This is a genomic window from Streptomyces griseus (assembly GCF_001715295.1).
Classification (GTDB): Bacteria; Actinomycetota; Actinomycetes; order Streptomycetales; family Streptomycetaceae; genus Streptomyces; species Streptomyces griseus_G.
On record NZ_MDKB01000004.1, the window covers coordinates 233,160 to 248,146 of the forward strand.

Below are 14,987 nucleotides of genomic sequence, written 5' to 3' on the forward strand. Positions count from 1 at the left end.
TGTCGATATACGGACCGCCACCCGTGAGGAGGTCACTCCCGATGGAGGCACACACGGGCGACAGGCTGCTGATGCACGGCAGGACCGTGGGTCAGCACGACCGGGTCGCAGAGATCATCGAAGTACTCGGCGAGGGGGGCAGCCCTCCGTACCGTCTGCGCTACGAGGACGGGCACGAGTCGATCAGGTCCCCCGGCCCCGACAGCGTCGTCCAGCACCCCACGCCCGAGAAACGGGACGCGTAGCACGCGGGTGCGCCGCGAGCCCCGGGCCCGCGGCGCACCCGTCCGCTCACCGCGGGGTGCGGACCCGTGCCCCGTAGTGGTCGGCCACCACGCGGGCCATGGCCCCGACGGGGTCGCTCTTCACCTGCTTCGCCGAGAAGAACACGTGACCGCCCACCTCCGGGTGGTCCGCGTCCAGGTCGAGGTGGCGGGAGAGTTCGCCCGGGTCCTGCCAGGCGGCGGGCTGGGCGGGGTCGCCGGCCTTGTAGAGCGCCTCGCCGATGTAGAGGTCGACGCCGGTGCCCCGGACGGTCTCGGCCCACCACGGCACGAGCTTGGCGTAGTCGGCCGACGCGAGGCCGATGTGCCAGTAGAGCTGGGGACAGATGTAGTCCACCCACCCCTGCTTGACCCACTTACGGGTGTCGGCGTACACGTCGTCGTAGGTCTGTACGCCCGCACGGGTGTCGGAGCCCAGCGGGTCGGTCGCCTTGTTGCGCCACACGCCGGAAGGGCTGATACCGAAGCGGACACCGCTTCTGGTGTCCTTGATCCGTCCGGCCGTCTCGCGCACCAGGCGGTCGATGTTGTCACGGCGCCAGGACGCCTTGTCCGCGAAGCCGGCACCGTGGAGTGCGTACGTGTCGTCGTCGTCGAAGTCCTGGCCCGCGACCGGGTAGGGGTAGAAGTAGTCGTCCCAGTGGACCGCGTCCACCGGGTAGCGGCTCACCGCGTCGAGCATCGCGTTCTGGACGAACGCCCGGACCTCGGGGAGCCCCGGGTTGTAGTAGAGCTTCCCGCCGTAGGGCACCACCCATTCCGGGTGCCGCCTGGCGGGGTGCGTGGCGACCAGCCGCGAGGGATCGGTGTGGTTCGCCACCCGGTACGGGTTGAACCAGGCGTGCAGCTCCAGCCCACGGGCGTGCGCCTCGCGCACCGCCGTGCCCAGCGGGTCCCAGCCCGGATCCTTGCCCTGTACACCCGTGAGGTACTGCGACCACGGTTCGTACGGCGAGGGCCAGAGCGCGTCCGCGGTGGGCCGGACCTGGAGGACGACGGCGTTCAGCCGCAGCTCGACCGCGCGGTCCAGATGGGCGGTCAGCTCGGCCTGCTGGGCGGCGGCCGTCAGGCCGGTCCGCGAGGGCCAGTCCACGTTGGCCACGGTGGAGATCCATACGCCCCGCAGCTCCGCCGGCGCCGCCCGCCGCCGCCCTGGCACCGCGCCGGGACCCGGCACGGGCAGGGCGGCGCCCGGCCGGGGCACGGCGACGGCGTCGCCCGCCGTCACCACTGCGGCCAGCATCCCCGCCGCGCTCATCACAAAAGACCTCCGGCCACAACGCCGCATCGATCGCGCCTTTCGTCTCACTGTGTCCACGTCCGTCCGTTCCGGCCGCCCCGCGTGACACGGATCATGCCCACCACCGCCCCGCGACCCGCAGACCACGGAGGCCGGATCGCGGAGTAACGTCGTGGGGTCGAGGCGGGCCCCGGAATCAGACGGATACTGCCGCACGGAGATCAGCGAAAGGCACGAGGTGACGGACTCTATGGCCGACATTGCACGCGTCGGAGTGGTGGGCTGTGGCCAAATGGGCGCAGGCATCGCGGAGGTGTGCGCCCGCAGCGGTCTCGAGGTCATGGTGGCCGAGACCACCGGCGAGGCGCTGGAGATAGGGCGTACCCGCCTGCACAACTCCCTCTCGAAGGCCGCCGAACGCGGCAAGATCACCGAGGAGGAGCGGGACGGGACACTCGGCCGCCTCAGCTTCACGACCGACCTCGGCGCGTTCGCCGACCGTGACCTCGTCATCGAGGCCGTCGTGGAGAACGAGCAGGTGAAGACCGAGATCTTCCAGGTGCTCGACCAGGTGGTGACCCGGCCGGACGCCATCCTCGCCTCGAACACCTCCTCCATCCCGCTGGTGAAGCTGGCGGTGGCGACCTCCCGGCCCGACCAGGTCATCGGTATCCACTTCTTCAACCCGGCGCCGGTGCAGAAGCTCGTGGAGCTGATCCCCGCGCTGACCACCTCGGACGTGACGGTCAAGCGCGCCGAGGCGGTGGTGGAGGACGTGCTCGGCAAGCACGCGATCCGCGCCCAGGACCGCTCCGGCTTCGTGGTCAACGCCCTGCTGATCCCGTACCTCCTGTCCGCGATCCGGATGTTCGAGTCGGGCATCGCCAGCCGTGAGGACATCGACAACGGGATGGAGATGGGCTGCGCCCACCCGATGGGGCCGCTGAAGCTCGCCGACCTGATCGGCCTGGACACCGTGGCCTCGGTCGCCGACTCGATGTACGCGGAGTACAAGGAGCCCCTGTACGCCGCTCCCCCGCTGCTCCAGCGCATGGTCGACGCGGGCCGCCTCGGCCGCAAGACCGGCTCGGGCTTCTACCCGTACGCCTGAAACCCCGCGACGGGGGCCGGCCGGGGAGCTCCCGGCCGGCCCCCGTCGCGCGTACGCCGCTCAGCGCAGGCGCAGGTGGTGGAGCATCAGCAGGCCCGCCGCCATGGCGGCCGCCGGTACCTCCCCCCGCGCGATCATGTCGGGCACCAGCTCGAGCGGTACCCACGCGCGGCGCGAGGACTCGAAGTCGTCCGCCGGGGGGCCGGTGTACGTCGCCTCCCGCGCCCAGAAGAGGTGGTGGCGGGCGTCGGTGAGGCCGTTGGCCGGCTCGGCGGTCATCAGGGGACTCAGCGCGCCGGGGCGCCAGCCGGTCTCCTCCTCCATCTCCCGGGCGGCCGCGGCGGCGACGTCCTCACCGTCCTCGACCACGCCCGCCGCCAGTTCCCATCCCCAGCTGTCCGTGATGAACCGGTGCCGCCACAGCAGCAGCACCTCGTCGGCCTCGTTGACGACGGTGGCCGCAGCCACGGGCCGGAGCCGGATGACGAAGTGGTCGAGATGACGGCCGTCGGGGAGAACGACATCCGCCAGATTGACCCGGAACCAGCGATTCGCGTACACAGCCTGTTCGTTCAAGTTCGCCCACTGCACAGTTCTGCCACCTTCCGACTGGTCGATGGCATCATCGGAACAGGGCCGTCTCCGCACGGGAACGCGTGGTGGCGGTGCGGACGAAGCTCACAGAGGCACGCGCAGTGCCCCGTCGATCAGGGACACCGCCGCTTCGGCCTCGGCGCAGCCGCTCACGGCCAGGAGATCGCGCACCGAACGCAGCCGGTCCCGGAGCCGCCGGGACTCCATACCGCGGGCGAGTTCGGCCATCTCCGAGGCTGTGCGGGCCGCCTTGTCCGCCTCTCCCTGCATCAGTTCGAGACGGCTGAGCAAGGCCAGCCGATGCACCCTGCCCCGGTCGTGCGCCGGGGAGCGTACGGCCGCCGCGGCGTGCTCCCTGGCCCCGGCCAGGTCGCCCAGGCCGAGCAGGGCCTCGGCGACCTGCACGTCGACGAGCCCTGGCTGGACGTAGCCGGTCTCGTCCGGCTCACGTCCGGGACGGATCCGCCCGGCCTCGGCCTCGGCCCGGCGGATGCGCTCCATGGCGCCACCGTGGTCGCCGAGCCGTGCGTACGCCTTGGCCTGCATCGCGTACAGGTCGGCTGCCAGGGCGGGGGTGATGTGCGGGCCCGCCGCACGCAGCGCCGCCTCGGCGAAGGCGACGGAACTGCGGTAGTCGGCCAGGAACAGCGACTGGTTGACCAGCAGGGCGATCACGTAGGCGCCGAAACCCCGGTCGCCGCTCGCCTTGGCGAGGCGCAGCGCCTGGTGGAAGTAGCGCTGGGCGAGTCCGTGCGCGTCGGAGTCGTAGGCGCAGATGCCGGCGACGGCCACCAGACCGCCGGCCGCGCGGTGCAGCCTGCGGCCCGTCGCGTCGCCGTAACCGCCCCGCAGCAGCGGTGCCGTCTCCGCGTTGAGGAAACCGACGATGCGGGATCTGGTCGCGATGCCCCCCGCCTTCCGGTACATCTGTTCGTAGTGGGCGCGGGCCGAGCGGAGCATCACTATGTCCGCCGGACCCACACGGGACGGGCCGGGGCGCGACACGTCGGCGTCCTCGGGCGGGTTCTCCCACTCCCACACGGGCATCACCGCGGGCGTGCCCGTGACGGCGGCGGACGCGGTCAGGTGCGGGCGCCGCTGTTCGTCGGAGCGCCACAGCGCGGTGGCGTGCTCGACGAAACCGGGGAGCGTGGCACCGTGCGCGGTCGTGCGCGTCCCGGAGGTCCCCATGCCGATGTCGTCGAGCGTGACGGCCCGGCGCAGCCTGCCGCCGAGGACCTCGCAGATCAGGTCCGGCACCTGCCCGCGCGGGCGCTGGCCCTTGAGCCAGCGGGAGACCGCCGTGTGTTCGTACCGCAGACACAGGCCGCGGGCACGGCCTGCCTGGTTGACGTGACCGGCGAGCCCCGCACGGGACACACCCGCCTCGTCGATCAGGGATTCGAGCAGGACGTTGGGCTCCATCGCCCCCCCATGTGCGTGTCGCGATGAGCATAGTGGAGCACGATTCACACGGGGTGTGAACGGAATGCCCGAACCGTACCGCTGTGCGCTCTGCCGCGCCGGGGCGCCGGTGGCTTGAATAAGTGCCTCGCAAGAGGCGGCCGGGTCGTCGGCTCCCCCTCGTACAGTCGACGACCCGCTCCCGCGCCGTCCGTCCTGCCGACCTGCCCGACACTCCGAGGCAGTACGGACGGCGCCGGACCGCACGACCCACTGCCGATGACAGGAGGGCGCGCGTGCGGTCCCCGGGGCCGTCCGGCGAGACGGAAGGGGCGTATCCGGTGGCCGGATACGCCCCTCCTCATCGGCTTCCGCCGCCGGGCTACGCGCCGCGCAGCACCGCGCCGGTGCGCTCGGCGGCCAGCGCGACCGCGGCGTCGCGGGCGGCGGTGGCCTCCTCCACGGTCAGCGTGCGGTCGGGCGCACGGAACCGCAGGGCGTACGCCAGGGACTTCCGGTCCTCGCCGATCTGGTCGCCGGTGAAGACGTCGAACAGCCGCAGCGATTCGAGCAGGTCTCCGGCGCCTTCGCGCAGCGCCTTCTCCACCGCCTCGGCGGGTACGTCCGCACCCACGACGAGGGCCACGTCCTGGGTCGCCACCGGGAAGGTGGAGATCCGCGGTGCCTGCAGGGCTCCGTCGACGGCCTGCTCCAGGACGTCGAGCTCGACCTCCATGGCGCAGGTCCGGTCGGGCAGGTGGAGCTCCTTGATGACGCGCGGGTGCAGTTCGCCCGCGTGCCCGAAGAGGGTCTCCTCGCCGTCGACCGTGACGTAGAGCGCCGCGCAGCGGCCCGGGTGCCAGGGGGCGTGCCGGTCGGCGCGGACGGTCAGTTCGACGCCCGCCTCGCGGGCGATCGTGCGCGCCGCCTCGACGGAGTCCGCCCAGTCGGCGGGGCGGCCCTTGCCCCACCAGCCGGCCTGCTCGCGGGCGCCCGCGAGGACGACCGCGGCCCGGCGGGGCTGGCGCGGCAGCGCCGCGTCCAGACCGGCGATCTCCTCGTCGGTCGGACGCCGGTCGACGGGCAGGCGTACGGCCTTCGTCTCGTGGCCGGTCGGCCGGAAGACCAGCCCGGTCTCGAAGAGCGCGAGGTCGTGGCTGCCCCGTCCGTCGTTGCGCCGCAGGGAACCGAGCAGGCCCGGCAGCAGCGTGGTGCGCAGCGAGGGCTCCTCGTCCGAGAGCGGGTTGACGAGGGTGACCGTACGGCGGCGGGCGTCGCCCTCCTCCAGGCCGAGCTGGTCGAGGACGGCCTCCCCGATGAAGGGGTAGCTGAGCGACTCGACGTAACCGGCTCCGGCGAGGGCGCGGCCGATACGGCGGTGCAGCCGCTGCCGGTCGGTGAGCCCGCGGCCCGAGGGCGGCGTCGGCAGGGTGGAGGGGAGGTTCTCGTACCCCTCCAGCCGGATGACCTCCTCGGCCAGGTCGTTCGGCTCGCTCAGGTCGGGGCGCCAGGACGGCACGGTGACGATCAGCTCGTCCTGCCCGTAGACGTCGCAGCCGACCTCCTGGAGGCGGCGTACGACGGTCTCGCGGCCGTACTCGACGCCGGCCACCCGGTCGGGGTGGGCGGCGGGCATCGCGATGGTGCGCGGTGCGGAGGGGGCGCTGATCTCCGTGACGCCGGCCTCCGCGGTACCGCCGGCGAGCAGGACCAGCAGGTCGACGGTGCGCTGCGCGGCAGCGGCGGCGGCCTGCGGGTCGACGCCTCGCTCGAAGCGCTTGGACGCCTCGGAGGACAGCTTGTGGCGGCGTGCGGTGCGGGCGATCGAGATGGCGTCGAAGTGGGCTGCCTCGACGACGACCTCGGTGGTGCCGGACTCCTCGGCCTGCACGTCGGCGATCTCCGTGTGCGCCCCGCCCATGACGCCCGCGAGACCGATCGGCCCGCGGTCGTCGGTGATGACGAGGTCCGCGGCGTCCAGGACGCGTACGACGCCGTCGAGCGTGGTGAGCTTCTCGCCCTGCACGGCGCGGCGTACGCCGATCGGCCCGTCGACCCGGGTGCGGTCGTAGGCGTGCAGCGGCTGGCCGAGCTCCAGCATCACGTAGTTGGTGATGTCCACGGCGAGCGAGATCGGGCGCATCCCGGCCTTCTGCAGGCGGCGCTGCATCCAGATCGGGGAACGCGCCTCGGGGCGCAGTCCGGTGACCGTGCGCGCCGTGAACCGGCTGCAACCGATCGGGTCGGACACCTTCACCGGGTAGCCGAACGCGTTCGGCGCGGGCACGTCCAGGAGTGCCGGGTCGCGCAGCGGCAGGCCGTAGGCGATGGCGGCCTCGCGGGCGACGCCGCGCATCGACAGGCAGTAGCCGCGGTCCGGCGTGACGGCGATGTCGAGGACCTCGTCGACCAGCTCGAGGAGCTCGATCGCGTCGGTGCCCGGCTCGTACTCGGGCGGCAGCACGATGATGCCGTGCGTACCGTCGTCGCCCATGCCGAGTTCGTCGGTGGAGCAGATCATGCCGTGCGAGGTCTTGCCGTAGGTCTTGCGCGCGGCGATCGCGAAGTCGCCGGGCAGCACGGCGCCCGGGAGGACCACGACGACCTTGTCGCCCACGGAGAAGTTGCGGGCGCCGCAGACGATCTCCTGCGGCGCGCCGGTGCCGTTGGCCGTGCCGACGTCGACGGTGCAGAAACGGATGGGCTTCTTGAAGCCCTCCAGCTCCTCGATGGTCAGTACCTGTCCGACGACCAGCGGGCCCTTGAGGCCGGCGCCGGTCTGCTCGACGGTCTCGACCTCCAGGCCGACGGAGACGAGCTTGGCCTGTACGTCACGGCCCGTCTCCGTCGCCGGCAGGTCGACGTATTCCCGCAGCCAGGAAAGCGGGACGCGCATCAGATCTCCATCCCGAACGGCCGGGTGAACCGGACGTCACCCTCGACCATGTCTCGCATGTCCTCGACGTTGTGGCGGAACATCAGCATCCGCTCGATGCCGAACCCGAAGGCGAATCCGCTGTACTTCTCGGGGTCCACACCGCAGGCGACGAGCACCTTGGGGTTGACCATGCCGCAGCCGCCGAGCTCGATCCAGCCCTCGCTGCCGCAGGTGCGGCAGGGCCGGTCGGGGTTGCCGACGGACGCGCCGCGGCAGACGTAGCAGACCATGTCCATCTCGGCGGACGGCTCGGTGAACGGGAAGAAGTTCGGCCGCAGCCGGGTCTTCATGTCCGGGCCGAAAAGTGCCTGGACCATGTGGTCGAGGGTGCCCTTGAGGTCGGCCATGGTGAGGCCCTCGTCGACGGCGAGCAGCTCGATCTGGTGGAAGACCGGGGTGTGCGTGGCGTCGAGCTCGTCGGTGCGGTAGACCCGGCCGGGGCAGACCACGTAGACGGGGGGCTTGCGGCTGAGCAGCGAGCGGGCCTGGACCGGCGAGGTGTGCGTGCGGAGCACGACACCGGACTCGTCGCCCTCTGCGCCGTCGGGGCCCTGGACGAAGAAGGTGTCCTGCATCTGCCGCGCCGGGTGGTCGGGCACGAAGTTCAGGGCGTCGAAGTTGAACCACTCCGCCTCGGCCTCGGGGCCTTCCGCGATCTCGTAGCCCATGGCGACGAAGACGTCGGCGACGCGCTCCATGATGGTCGTCAGGGGGTGGCGCGCGCCGGCCGGTGTGCGGTCGTAGGGCAGAGTGACGTCCACCGCCTCCTCGACCAGCACCCGGGCGTCACGCTCGGCCTCGAGCTCCGCCTGGCGGGCCGCCAGCGCCTTGGAGACGGCGCCGCGGGCCTGGCCCACGCGCTTGCCCGCCTCGGCCTTGGCCTGCGGCGGCAGGGCGCCGATCTCCCGGTTGGCGAGCGACAGGGGCGAGGTACCACCGGTGTGCGCGGTCTTCGCCTGGGCGAGCGCCTCGAGGTCGCCGGCGGCGGCGAAGGCGGCGAACGCCTCGTCCCGCATGCGCTCGATCTCTTCCGGTTTCAGTGCCTCGACCTCGACTGGGTCGTACGACTTGTTCGGTGCCGACATCTCTTCCCGTGCTTCCGATTGGCTGGTGGCGACCCTGGTTCGACGACTGAGGACGCAAAGGTGCCAAAAGTCGAGTCTACGGCCGCCGGGAGGCGAAGACGCCCGTGGGCGGCCCGGGCCCTCCCGTCGCCCGCCGCCGCCCCGTCCGATTCGCTGCGCGAAACCCCTTATTTCATGAAGGCCGGCATGCTCACGGGCAGGACGAACCTGAATTCGGCTCCACCTCCGGGACCCCGGTCCACGGTGATGGTGCCGCCGTGCGCCTCGACGATGCCCTTGACGATGTACAGGCCCAGGCCGGTCCCACCGCGCTTGCTCCCCCGCCAGAAGCGGGTGAAGACGCGGCCCATCGACTCCTCGGGGATGCCGGGACCTTCGTCGCTCACGGTGACCGCCGTTCCCTTCTCGTCGCTCTTGCCCGGTGCGGGCGCGGGGGCGATCTCGATGGTGACGGTTCCCTCGCCGTGGCGCACCGCGTTTTCCAGGAGGTTGCCCAGGACCTGGTCCACTTTGTCCGGGTCGGCCCAGAGCCCCGGCAGGGGCTGCCGGGTGCGGACGAGGAAGCGGTCGGGGGCCTGGCCGACGGCGGTGAGTGCCTGGATGTGGCGCTCGACCGCGGCGGAGATGTCCACGGGCTGGCGCCGCAGCTCCAGCCGGCCGGAGTCGATGCGGGAGATGTCGAGCAGTTCGGCGATCAGCCGGTTGACACGGTTGGCGTCGGCGTCGACCGTCTCCAGCATGAGCCGCTTCTGGTCGTCGGTGAACCTCTCCCACTTGGCCAGCAGCGTCGCGGTGAACCCCTTGACCGAGGTCAGCGGGGAGCGCAGCTCGTGGGCGACGGTGGCGATCAGCTCGGCGTGGCTGCGTTCCGTGCGGCGGCGGGCCTCGGTGCCGCGCAGCGAGACGACGAGCCGGCGGACCGGCCCGGTCGGCGTGTCGCGTACGTAGCGCGCGGAGACGAGGACCTCGCGGCCGCCGGGGAGCAGCAGATTGCGCTCGGGCTGGCCGACGCGGGTGGCGAGCCCGCCGTACGGGTCGGTCACGGCCCACCAGCGCCGGCCCTTGAGGTCCTCCAGGGGCAGCGCGTGTTCCAGGGAGCGGCCGAGGGCTGCGGCGCGGGGCGTGGCGGTGATCCTCGCGGCGGCCGCGTTGAAGCAGACGACCCGGCCGTTCTCGTCCGCGACGACGAGCCCGTCGGGCAGGTCGTCCGGGCCGATGCCCGTCGCCGTGTCGCCGGTGTCCTGGTCCTCGCCGTCCCCGTCGGTGGTGGCGCGCACGGCCGCCGTGTGTGTGTGACCCGGCGTGCTCATGCTGACAGCCATCTTCCCGTACCCCACCTCTCGAACCGGTGCAGTGGGCCCCCGAGTTCGTCACCCTACTAGGCGCCGCCCGGCGAGCGACACCCTGCGGGCGCGCCCCGGCCGGTGTGGCCGGTACCGGCCGGTGGGGTGCCGCTGCGGGGGCGGCTCGGAGCCTGTCTGCTGACCTGCGACCGGAAAGCGGACGCGGTCCGGTGCGTGCGATCCCAAGACGCCGGAAGGCGCTCGTAGCGGAGCTAAGGGCTGTCCCGCAATTCCCGGTGGATCAGCGTGCGGCGTCAGACGCGGGGCATCGCAAGGCGGAGGGACGTCCGCATACTGGATGTATGGGGACGTTCCGACAACGCGGCGAGGTGCCGTAGCTGTCGTCGCACGTCCGCCGGGAAGTGCGGGACAGCCCTTTCGTGGGCGTTTCGGCAACGCGGGAAGCGTGCGTGCCGGGGCGTGGCCGCTCGGTCGGATGTCAGCCGACAGGCTCTCAGGCCGTGGGACGCGGGCGCTGGGCCCGTGCGGAGGCGTACAGGCACACGGCGGCGGCGGTGGCGAGATTGAGGCTTTCCGCCTTGCCGTGGATCGGGACCCGGACCACCGCGTCGGCCAGCGCCCTGGTCTCTTCCGGCAGCCCCCAGGCCTCGTTGCCGAAGACCCAGGCGGTGGGCCCTCCCATGGTGGCCGCGTCGAGCTCGTCGTCGAGGTCGTCGTCGCCGGCGCCGTCGGCCGCGAGGATGCGCACGCCGGCGGCGCGCAGTCCGCGCACGGCCTGCTCGACGGGTACGCCGACGGCCACCGGAAGGTGGAAGAGCGAACCGACGGAGGCGCGGACCGACTTGGGGTTGTAGAGGTCGACGGACGCGTCGGTCAGCACCACGGCGTCCGCGCCGGCGGCGTCCGCGCAGCGCAGCACCGTGCCGGCGTTCCCGGGGTCGCGTACGTGGGCGAGGACGGCGACCAGGGTGGGCTTCGCGGCGAGGATGTCCTCGAAGGGCGAGTCCAGGAAGCGGCAGACACCGATGAGGCCCTGCGGGGTGACCGTCTGCGAGACCTCGGCCAGGACGTCGGCGTCGGCGAGGTGCACGCGGGCCCCCGCGGCACGGGCCGCGTCGATGATGGCGGCGTACCGCTCGGCCGCCTCGACGGTGGCGAAGAGCTCGGTGAGGGTGGGCTGCCCGTCGCTGCCCCGGTGCCCGGCGGCCTCCCGCACGGCCTGCGGCCCCTCGGCGATGAACCTGCGCTCCTTGCCGCGGAAGTTGCGCCGGGCCAGCCTGCGTGCGGCGGCGACACGCGGCGATCGCGCGGAGATCAGTTCGGGGGTGGCCATGGTCGGCGGCGAGCCTCTCTGCGTAACTCTGATTCTCTGCGTACGTTGATCCGCGTACGGCTGACTACGCACGTACGCGGCGACGTCGTGCAACGCACCGGACCCGCAGACGGCGCGCCTGCGGGTCCGGTTCGGAACGCTGGAAGTCCTGCCTGGATCAGGCGGCCTTCGGGGCGTTGACGTCGCTCGGGAGGGCCTTCTGGGCGACCTCGACGAGCGCGGCGAACGCGTTGGCGTCGTTGACCGCGAGCTCGGCCAGGATCTTGCGGTCCACCTCGATGTTGGCGGCCTTCAGACCCTGGATGAGGCGGTTGTACGTCATGCCGTTCTGGCGGGCGGCCGCGTTGATGCGCTGGATCCAGAGCTGACGGAAGTCGCCCTTGCGCTTCTTGCGGTCGTTGTAGTTGTAGACCAGGGAGTGGGTGACCTGCTCCTTGGCCTTGCGGTACAGGCGCGAGCGCTGACCGCGGTAACCGCTGGCGGCCTCGAGGATCGCCCGGCGCTTCTTGTGGGCGTTTACTGCCCGCTTGACGCGTGCCACTTTTAACTCCTTGCAGCGGGGTCGTGGTCGGACTCACACGACCCGGAAACGAATGGGGCCCGGCCTGGTCGAGGGCGCGCCTCCGGTGTCACCGGAGGCCGCGTCCTCACTTGCCGAGAAGCTTCTTGATCTTCTTGGCGTCGGCCGGAGCCACGACGGTCGTACCGGTCAGCGAGCGGGTCTTCTTGGACGACTTGTGCTCGAGCAGGTGGCGCTTGCCGGCCTTCTCGCGAAGCACCTTGCCGGATCCGGTGATCTTGAAGCGCTTGCTGGCACCGCTGTGCGTCTTGTTCTTCGGCATCGCGCCGTTATCTCCTCGTCGGTGGCGCCCCTCGCGGTGCGGGCACCGGACTGCAGGGGCGTCAGATCTTTGGGTGGCTCCCGAGGGACCCGGGGGCGCCTGGATGGCGGCCCCCGGAGGTCACGCCTCGGAAGGTGTCTCGGCCGGAGCCTCGGCGGCCTCGGCGGGAGCCTGGGCAGCGTCCCCGTGGGACTCGGCGTCGTGGGTGGAACCCTGACGCTCCGCCTTACGGGCGGCCTGGGCCTCGCGGGCTTCGGCCATGGCTTCGGTCTTCTTCTTGTGCGGGCCCAGAACCATGATCATGTTCCGGCCGTCCTGCTTCGGGTTGGACTCGATGAAGCCGAGGTCCTCGACGTCCGAAGCGAGACGCTGGAGCAGTCGGAAGCCCAGCTCGGGGCGGGACTGCTCACGGCCGCGGAACATGATCGTGATCTTGACCTTGTCCCCCTGCTTGAGGAACCGGACGACGTGACCCTTCTTGGTGTCGTAGTCGTGCGGGTCGATCTTCGGCCGGAGCTTCATTTCCTTGATGACCGTGTGCGCCTGGTTCTTGCGCGCCTCACGGGCCTTCATGGCCGACTCGTACTTGAACTTCCCGTAGTCCATGAGCTTGCACACGGGGGGACGGGCTGTCGCCGCCACCTCGACCAGGTCGAGGTCGTACTCCTGTGCGAGCTCCAGGGCCTTGGCAAGCGGAACAATCCCGACCTGCTCGCCGCTGGGACCGACAAGTCGCACCTCGGGAACGCGAATCCGGTCGTTGATGCGGGGCTCGGCGCTGATGGATCCTCCTCGGTAGCACCACGCGACCGCCTGGCGGACAGCCGCGTAACGTCTGTTTGTGTAGGGACCAACCGAGCCGGGAGACGAAAAATGCCCCGGACGGGACACAGGCGGGGCTCCTGGAAATACCGGAACACCGTCGCGTGCAACCGCGGGGCGCATCGGGCGGCTCCGATCGTCCGTACGGAACGATGGGCGCCACCTGACCGGTGACCCGCCGTCCCGGAGGACGGTCAGGTGGGAGATCGGAGCCTCCACTTGTGGGCCGAGCACATAGGTGTCCGGCCGGTCGTTACACAAGGTTAGCAGCCTGCCCGCGCGGGCGCTAATCCCCCGGCCTCACCGGCTCCCGCGGAAGGGAGGGGTGCGGCCTGGCCTTATCGTGTGGGGCATGAGTGACGCGCCCACCCCCAGCACCGAGAACCCCGGCTTCGACGCCATGGCCCGCGACATCGCGGAGGTCCCCGCGGTCGAGGTGATCGTGACCGTCGCGGTCAACCTGATGAGCGCGGCAGCCGTGAAGCTCGGGCTGACCGAGGAGGGCGAGCAGCACAAGGACCTCGACGAGGCCCGCAAGCTGGTCCAGGCCCTGGCCGGGCTGCTCGACGCGAGCGCCACGGAGATCAGCACCTTCCACGCCTCCCCCCTGCGCGACGGCCTGAAGTCGCTCCAGCTGGCGTTCCGCGAGGCTTCGCTCGTCCCCGACGAGCCGGGGAAGGGGCCCGGGGAGAAGTACACGGGCCCCGTCTACGGCTGAGGGCTGTCCCGCGGGTCCCGGCGGCCGCGCGACGACCGCTGCGGCACCTCGCCGCGTCGGTCGAACGTCCCCACACGTCCGGAACACGGACGTCGCTCCGCCGCGTGACGCACCCACCACGTCCCCCGCACGACGATCCAGCGGTAAGGCGGGACGGCCCGGGGAGGGGCGCCCCTGTCGAACGTAGCGCCGTCCCACCGGGGGACGGTCCGGCGGCGTCCGGTGCGTTCCGTGCGATCCCAGCAACGCGCCGACGGCATGGGGCGGGAGACCTTCCTGGGGTGCGGTCCTGCACGGCTCCCCCGCCCGGGGCTTCGCCTTGGATCCCGGCCCCTGTGGCACCTGGCGTGGCCCGCCGCCTGGCCTCGGGCGGCGGGCCGCCGTGCGTCAGCGGCTGAACAGCGGCTCGCCCGGGGCGTCGGCCCCGGCCGGCAGCAGGGCCAGATCGATGCCCCGTACGAGCCTGGCCCGGAGCACCTCACTGGCCGACAGCGCCTCGGCGACCCGCCGGGCGGCCTCGGCCGGCACCACGTCCGGGGCAAGGACCAGGGCTACGGTGCCGTCGGCGCGACCGGGGCCGAGATGGGCGCGGACCACCGCGGGTTCCGCGGCGACCACCTGCCGTACGGCCTCGACGACCGCCGGGTCGTCGAGCGGGTCCGTGCTGGCGCGGTTCTCCGCCAGGGCCAGCAGCGCGGGCCCGGTCAGCTCGAACGCGACGGGGCCCGCCAGGTCGAGCACCACGGTGTCCGCCTTCTCGTGGGCTGCCGCCTGCAGGGCCTGGTGCAGGGGGACGGCGACGGGGCGGGCCTGCGGGTCCCAGAGGGCCAGCGAGGCGGTGGAGGTGAAGGCGGGCAGGGCGCGCCGGTCTCCGGCCTGGAGGGTGGGTACGGCCATGTCGCTGGTCTTCTCGCGGCGCAGCCCGTTCTCGTCCTCCTCCACCTCGCCGAGGACGGCGACGACGGGGACGAGCAGCCGGGCCCCGCGGAGCGCCGTGAGGACGGGGCCGACGGCCGTGCGGTCCTGCGCCCAGGCGGCCAGGGCGGCCGTGAGCTCGGGAGCGGCCGTGCCGTCGTCGTCGGAGAAACCGGGGTCCGGAATGTTCTTGAGCGCCACACGACGAGCGTAGTGGGTCGCTTCTCCCGAACCGGCGGGAGGTCGGGCACCGGTGCCCTCGGCCGGGCTCCCCCACTGTGTTCCCGATCGGGGAGCCCGCGCGCCGGTGGGTGGTCCGGTTCCGTGTCGGGGTGGTCCGGGCGGACCGGTGTGACGTCGGCGCGGGGACGGGGAGCCCGGGGACAGGGAGCGCGGG

The 14,987-nt window shown here is 72.0% G+C and carries 14 protein-coding genes; 3 read left to right on the plus strand and 11 right to left on the minus strand.

The genetic code is table 11. The features are described 5' to 3' along the window. The first annotated feature begins 41 nt into the window (after window positions 1-41). Complete coding sequence (locus BA175_RS22645; RefSeq protein ID WP_069173335.1) at window positions 42-245, plus strand: DUF1918 domain-containing protein; 204 nt, start codon at window positions 42-44, stop codon at window positions 243-245. A 46-nt stretch (window positions 246-291) separates the two neighbouring features. Here BA175_RS22645 and BA175_RS22650 read toward each other — a convergent pair whose 3' ends face one another. Beyond that, window positions 292-1,572 (minus strand): glycoside hydrolase family 10 protein, encoded by a 1,281-nt coding sequence (locus tag BA175_RS22650; RefSeq protein WP_069173336.1) that lies wholly within the window; start codon window positions 1,570-1,572, stop codon window positions 292-294. 202 nt (window positions 1,573-1,774) lie between these two features. Between BA175_RS22650 and BA175_RS22655 the strand changes: the two genes are divergently transcribed. After that, window positions 1,775-2,635, plus strand: a complete 861-nt coding sequence (locus tag BA175_RS22655; protein ID WP_079159735.1) for a 3-hydroxybutyryl-CoA dehydrogenase — start codon at window positions 1,775-1,777, stop codon at window positions 2,633-2,635. 60 nt (window positions 2,636-2,695) lie between these two features. On the opposite strand, the gene BA175_RS22660 is transcribed toward BA175_RS22655, so the two are convergent. The 9 genes from BA175_RS22660 to infC all read right to left on the minus strand — a co-directional run bounded on the left by BA175_RS22660 (window position 2,696) and on the right by infC (window position 12,918). Next, complete coding sequence (locus BA175_RS22660) at window positions 2,696-3,226, minus strand: NUDIX domain-containing protein (protein ID WP_069173338.1); 531 nt, start codon at window positions 3,224-3,226, stop codon at window positions 2,696-2,698. An 87-nt stretch (window positions 3,227-3,313) separates the two neighbouring features. Continuing rightward, window positions 3,314-4,654: a transcriptional regulator gene (locus tag BA175_RS22665; RefSeq protein WP_069173339.1), complete on the minus strand. Its 1,341-nt coding sequence runs from the start codon at window positions 4,652-4,654 to the stop codon at window positions 3,314-3,316. 361 nt (window positions 4,655-5,015) lie between these two features. Further along, window positions 5,016-7,529 carry a phenylalanine--tRNA ligase subunit beta gene (gene pheT / locus BA175_RS22670; RefSeq protein ID WP_069173340.1) on the minus strand — a complete coding sequence of 838 codons (2,514 nt, stop codon included), beginning with the start codon at window positions 7,527-7,529 and terminating at the stop codon, window positions 5,016-5,018. Continuing rightward, window positions 7,529-8,656, minus strand: a complete 1,128-nt coding sequence (gene pheS / locus BA175_RS22675) for a phenylalanine--tRNA ligase subunit alpha (protein ID WP_069173341.1) — start codon at window positions 8,654-8,656, stop codon at window positions 7,529-7,531. The genes pheT and pheS overlap by 1 nt, the downstream gene beginning before the upstream one ends. A gap of 167 nt (window positions 8,657-8,823) precedes the next feature. Further along, the gene (locus BA175_RS22680) at window positions 8,824-9,978 is read right to left on the minus strand and encodes a sensor histidine kinase (RefSeq protein WP_069173342.1); all 1,155 of its coding nucleotides are present in this window, start codon (window positions 9,976-9,978) and stop codon (window positions 8,824-8,826) included. Window positions 9,979-10,453: 475 nt separating this feature from the next. Then, on the minus strand, window positions 10,454-11,293 hold the full coding sequence (locus BA175_RS22685) for a TrmH family RNA methyltransferase (protein WP_069173343.1): 840 nt from the start codon (window positions 11,291-11,293) through the stop codon (window positions 10,454-10,456). Window positions 11,294-11,450: 157 nt separating this feature from the next. Then, entirely contained in the window at window positions 11,451-11,834 is a 384-nt protein-coding gene (gene rplT, locus BA175_RS22690) for a 50S ribosomal protein L20 (RefSeq protein ID WP_003970214.1), read from the minus strand. Window positions 11,835-11,940: 106 nt separating this feature from the next. After that, the gene (gene rpmI, locus BA175_RS22695; protein WP_014044927.1) at window positions 11,941-12,135 is read right to left on the minus strand and encodes a 50S ribosomal protein L35; all 195 of its coding nucleotides are present in this window, start codon (window positions 12,133-12,135) and stop codon (window positions 11,941-11,943) included. Window positions 12,136-12,255: 120 nt separating this feature from the next. After that, entirely contained in the window at window positions 12,256-12,918 is a 663-nt protein-coding gene (gene infC / locus BA175_RS22700) for a translation initiation factor IF-3 (RefSeq protein ID WP_079159782.1), read from the minus strand. A 391-nt stretch (window positions 12,919-13,309) separates the two neighbouring features. On the opposite strand from infC, the gene BA175_RS22705 reads away from it, so the two are divergent. Beyond that, complete coding sequence (locus BA175_RS22705; protein WP_069173345.1) at window positions 13,310-13,675, plus strand: DUF1844 domain-containing protein; 366 nt, start codon at window positions 13,310-13,312, stop codon at window positions 13,673-13,675. Window positions 13,676-14,062: 387 nt separating this feature from the next. On the opposite strand, the gene BA175_RS22710 is transcribed toward BA175_RS22705, so the two are convergent. Then, window positions 14,063-14,791 carry an SseB family protein gene (locus tag BA175_RS22710; protein WP_069173346.1) on the minus strand — a complete coding sequence of 243 codons (729 nt, stop codon included), beginning with the start codon at window positions 14,789-14,791 and terminating at the stop codon, window positions 14,063-14,065. Window positions 14,792-14,987: the final 196 nt, after the last annotated feature.

Coding starts and splice junctions, on each gene's coding strand:
- BA175_RS22645 (WP_069173335.1), top strand. CDS start 42: ATGGAGGCACACACGGGCGACAGGCTGCTGATGCACGGCAGGACCGTG.
- BA175_RS22650 (WP_069173336.1), bottom strand. CDS start 1,572: ATGCGGCGTTGTGGCCGGAGGTCTTTTGTGATGAGCGCGGCGGGGATG.
- BA175_RS22655 (WP_079159735.1), top strand. CDS start 1,775: ATGGCCGACATTGCACGCGTCGGAGTGGTGGGCTGTGGCCAAATGGGC.
- BA175_RS22665 (WP_069173339.1), bottom strand. CDS start 4,654: ATGGAGCCCAACGTCCTGCTCGAATCCCTGATCGACGAGGCGGGTGTG.
- pheT (WP_069173340.1), bottom strand. CDS start 7,529: ATGCGCGTCCCGCTTTCCTGGCTGCGGGAATACGTCGACCTGCCGGCG.
- pheS (WP_069173341.1), bottom strand. CDS start 8,656: ATGTCGGCACCGAACAAGTCGTACGACCCAGTCGAGGTCGAGGCACTG.
- BA175_RS22680 (WP_069173342.1), bottom strand. CDS start 9,978: ATGGCTGTCAGCATGAGCACGCCGGGTCACACACACACGGCGGCCGTG.
- BA175_RS22685 (WP_069173343.1), bottom strand. CDS start 11,293: ATGGCCACCCCCGAACTGATCTCCGCGCGATCGCCGCGTGTCGCCGCC.
- rpmI (WP_014044927.1), bottom strand. CDS start 12,135: ATGCCGAAGAACAAGACGCACAGCGGTGCCAGCAAGCGCTTCAAGATC.
- BA175_RS22705 (WP_069173345.1), top strand. CDS start 13,310: ATGAGTGACGCGCCCACCCCCAGCACCGAGAACCCCGGCTTCGACGCC.